Genomic DNA, 3566 nt, shown 5'->3' on the forward strand with positions numbered 1-3566 from the left:
GGGCTCGGGACGGTCACGTTTTGCGCCCACGCGGACCTCTTTGTTGACCGCAAACTCCGGTTGGCTATTCGGGCCGGCTCCGTGCGCCGCCGCCTCCGGCGTTTGGTGGCAGGGGATGAAGTCGTCACGCAGATCGGGCAACGACGGCACCGGCCGTGAAACGCCGAGATGCGTGCTTCGGTGCCCTCCAGCGCTCTCCCCGGACGAACCAGGTTGCAACTGGTTCAGCTGCTGCTCAAAGTTCGCTTGCAGACTCGCGCCGTCCGCCTGTTGCGATACGTGAATGCCGGTATCCTGTCGCGCGAAGCGTGGCGCAGACGGGTTCAACTGCCGAGGATTGAACCGAGAACCATCCATACCGCTCTCCATCGAAAATATTGATTGCTCGCAAGTCTGCGCAGACAGGCTCAGATCAAATCTCAGCGGCGAATGGATTGAGCTCGGACGCCAAACGACAAGCTATCGCAACTAGCTTTCGAGAAGCTGACAGGAAAAACACGCGTCCACGGCCCCTGTTTTCTAACACGCGGTACTGTCAACTTGACGCCTGATCGGCACAGCTGCCGCACGTGCAGCCCTCAAGCCAGTCCAAATCAGCCTACAAGCACGGCACCGGCGACATCGCGCCAGGTGGCGAAGACGCGATCGCGGGCAGCCCGATACTCACCGGCGGAGAGGCAATGACGGCGGAGCTGGAAGTGGCTGTGGATCGGAGAATGAGTGGCGAGAAATTGCTGGGCCTGCCGGGCAGACTTGAATCGCCTCATGTGGCGTTCGCGCCTTCGGGTCGGCTGGTGCGACACCTCACAGCAGTTGTTGAGATACCGGCTCTGCCGATGTTCAACGCCCGGCAGGATCTCGCGTTTGGCAGCAGCATGGGATCCAAGTTTATCCGTCACGATGACTCTGGGAACATAGCACAAGCCCTTCAGTAGCTTGCGGAAAAAGCGCTTGGCCGCTTTCTTGTTGCGGCGACTCTGAACCAGCACGTCGAGCACGTTGCCGCGCTGGTCAACCGCCCGCCAGAGATAGTGCAGTTTGCCTCGGATGCGGATAAACACCTCATCTAAAAACCACTTGCCGCCGGGTTGGGGCCGGCGCCACTTCAGGGCCTCGACGTAAGTCCGCCCAAAGCGCAGGCTCCACTCACGGATGGTCTCGTAGCTGACCACGATGCCCCGGGCGGCCAAGGTCAGCTCGACCTCACGCAGGCTCAAGCTGAAGCAGTGATACAACCGACCACCTGGTTGATTATTTCGGCCGGAAAGCGGAAGCATCACTCATGCCGGGGTCCGAAAACCCCGGCATGATGTCGCCTGCCAGCAGCTTCTCTTTCGACAGCAGGCCCGCATCCTCGAGCGCCTCGAAATCCGGCAGGTTACGCAGCGTGTCGAGACCAAACTCCAGCAGGAAGTCCTTTGTCGTGACATAAGTGTAGGGGGCACCGGGCTGCGGCGCGCGCGGTCCTGAGGCAATCAGGCCGAAGCCGCGCAGATTGCCGATCAGGTCGCGGCTGATCTCTCTGCCGAAGAAGGACGACAGCTCGGCGCGGGTGATGGGCTGGAAGTAGGCGATCGTCATCAGCACCAGCACCTCGGATTGCGTGAGGTCGGCCGTGCGCTCGCTGGCGCCGACGGCGGTGCGGATGGCGTCGGCATAGGCCGGTCGGGTCAGGTGTTTCCAGCCGCCGGCGACCGCGACCAGGTCGTAGGGCCGGCCGCGCAGTTCCTCGCGAATGTCGTCGATGATTAGATCGATGCTGCAGTTCCTGCCGACGATGCGGGCAAGGGTTTCGCGGGAGACCGGCTCGCTTGCCGCGAAAATCGTCGCCTCGACGCGGTTCATCCACTCGCGCCAGCGAACCTCCGGCGGCAGGTGATCCAGCTCCCGGTCGAACAGACCGTCGTCTGGCCGGCGGTCGCCGCCGTTCTCCGATCCTCGTCGTTTGCGCGTCGCCTCGGCCATGGTCTTCACAGCCCGTAGATGCGGAAGGCGGCGCGACCCGACAGCTCACGCACGGCGCCGAGATCGACCAGCCGGTCGAACAGGCGGCGCAGGCCGCGATCGCTCATGCCCGGGACGTCCTGCGAGGCGACGACCGCGTCGTCCGCAAGCAGCATTTCGACGACGGCGTCCGCCCCTTTCGCGCGCAGCTTTGGGGCGACCGCCAGCAGACGGTCGGCGCGGCGTCCGAGCTCGGCCGAGAGGTCGATCGCGCGCAGCGCGGCACGCGCATGCGCGGCGAGCAGGTTTTTTGCCCGGTCGGATTCGGCCTCGAGCCCAGTCGCCGCAACCACGGTCGCTGGACGCCCCCGGCGCGCAGCGCTCGCGCCCCATGCCGGTTCGGTGCCGAGCAGCGGCACCGCATGGGCCCAGCCCAGCTGCTGCGCAAGCAGGGCGTCGGCAAGCCAGGATCCCGCGATGCGCCCAACGCCATGCCGCTCGGTCGCCACGACAGCACCGGTCAGCATCCCGACGGTTCCTGAGGCAGCGGCAAACCGCCGAAGCCCATCCGCCAGATCGCCGAGCGCCTCGTCGTCGAGCGCGAGGCCGAGATCGTTCAGCAGCTCGGTGAGAGACCTCTCGGTCAGAAGCTTTGCCGCCGGACGCGCCGCCAGCTTCCTCCAGGCGAGCAACATGCGCCCCGCCGGCCCAACATTGTCTCCCGGCCGGCTCAAAAGCACGGCATCCCGCAGCGCGGCCTCGTCCTCGACGCGGCCCGCCTGCCGCGCAGTCGCCGCGGCGGCGGCGAGCGCCAGCCGCTGCCGCCACACGCCCGCCCACCGCTGCTGCCGGCGGACCACGGCGTCGAGGGCAGTCAGTGCCGCGGCGGCTGCAAACACAGCGTCTTCAACCAATTGCGGTCCGGACGCCGCAGCGCGCAACCAGCTCGGCAACGCGATCGGCGCTTCCGGGCCAGTGCCGGCCCCGACTGTCGGGGCATGGCGAAGCAATTTTGGGCGTAGAATCATCTTCGACAGGGTGAATCATGGCGGCGCTTTTGGCAATTGCCTGGAGCAATAACCGCCGCGCCTGTCGACAACCTTTTATGTCCGGTAAGGTTGCATTATCGGACGTATTTTGACACGGACCAAAAACCATGGTAGAAATGGCGAAAAAGGTAGATTTTTGGAGTTTTTCGTGTCCCTGAACATCAAGAACCCTGCGACCGTAGCGCTCGTCGACGAGCTGGCGCGGCGCCAGGGCATCAGCAAAACCGCCGCCATTCATCAGGCTTTGACGGAATGCCTGCGTCGGCTGGGACATGCCGATTCTTCCCAAGAACGAACATTGGCAGAACTACGTGCTATCCGCCAGCGGGTGGCGCGTCTGCCTGAGTTGGACCAGCGCAGCGACGAGGACATTGTCGGCTTTGACGAGCACGGCACCCCGAACTGATGGTGATCGACACCTCCGCCATCGTCGCGATGCTGCGCAACGAGCCTGAGGCCGTGCGGCTGGAAAAGGCGCTCGTCGGCGACCCGATCCGCCTTGTCCCTGCAACGTGTGTCCTGGAAGCGCGCATGGTGCTGGTCAGCCGCAAGGGCGAACACGCCTTGGCCGAG

Annotated in this window: 5 protein-coding genes and 1 pseudogene; 2 read left to right on the plus strand and 4 right to left on the minus strand. The window is 64.7% G+C overall.

The window, feature by feature from the left end; all coding sequences use genetic code 11:
- From ACWGS9_RS34230 to ACWGS9_RS34245, 4 genes and pseudogenes are all read right to left on the minus strand, one after another.
- A partial coding sequence (locus ACWGS9_RS34230; RefSeq protein ID WP_454509352.1) for a hypothetical protein occupies positions 1 to 357 on the minus strand: 357 nt, incomplete at its 3' end.
- Between the two features lie 236 nt (positions 358 to 593).
- Positions 594 to 1255: pseudogene (locus tag ACWGS9_RS34235) on the minus strand (IS6 family transposase).
- Positions 1252 to 1965 (minus strand): SMC-Scp complex subunit ScpB, encoded by a 714-nt coding sequence (scpB, locus tag ACWGS9_RS34240; RefSeq protein WP_454509353.1) that lies wholly within the window; start codon positions 1963 to 1965, stop codon positions 1252 to 1254. Before scpB ends, ACWGS9_RS34235 begins: the two are co-directional and overlap by 4 nt.
- Before the next feature lie 5 nt (positions 1966 to 1970).
- Positions 1971 to 2972, minus strand: a complete 1002-nt coding sequence (locus tag ACWGS9_RS34245) for a DUF1403 family protein (RefSeq protein WP_454509354.1) — start codon at positions 2970 to 2972, stop codon at positions 1971 to 1973.
- 169 nt (positions 2973 to 3141) lie between these two features.
- On the opposite strand from ACWGS9_RS34245, the gene ACWGS9_RS34250 reads away from it, so the two are divergent.
- Complete coding sequence (locus ACWGS9_RS34250) at positions 3142 to 3399, plus strand: type II toxin-antitoxin system VapB family antitoxin (RefSeq protein ID WP_454509355.1); 258 nt, start codon at positions 3142 to 3144, stop codon at positions 3397 to 3399.
- Positions 3399 to 3566 (plus strand): PIN domain-containing protein (locus tag ACWGS9_RS34255; protein WP_454509356.1); only part of this gene is annotated, 168 nt, incomplete at its 3' end. The genes ACWGS9_RS34250 and ACWGS9_RS34255, both read left to right, overlap by 1 nt.

It is taken from the genome of Mesorhizobium sp. Arg314, assembly GCF_053714275.1.

Excerpts from the sequence above, each read along its gene's own strand:
- scpB (WP_454509353.1), bottom strand. The coding sequence starts at position 1,965 with ATGGCCGAGGCGACGCGCAAACGACGAGGATCGGAGAACGGCGGCGAC.
- ACWGS9_RS34245 (WP_454509354.1), bottom strand. The coding sequence starts at position 2,972 with ATGATTCTACGCCCAAAATTGCTTCGCCATGCCCCGACAGTCGGGGCC.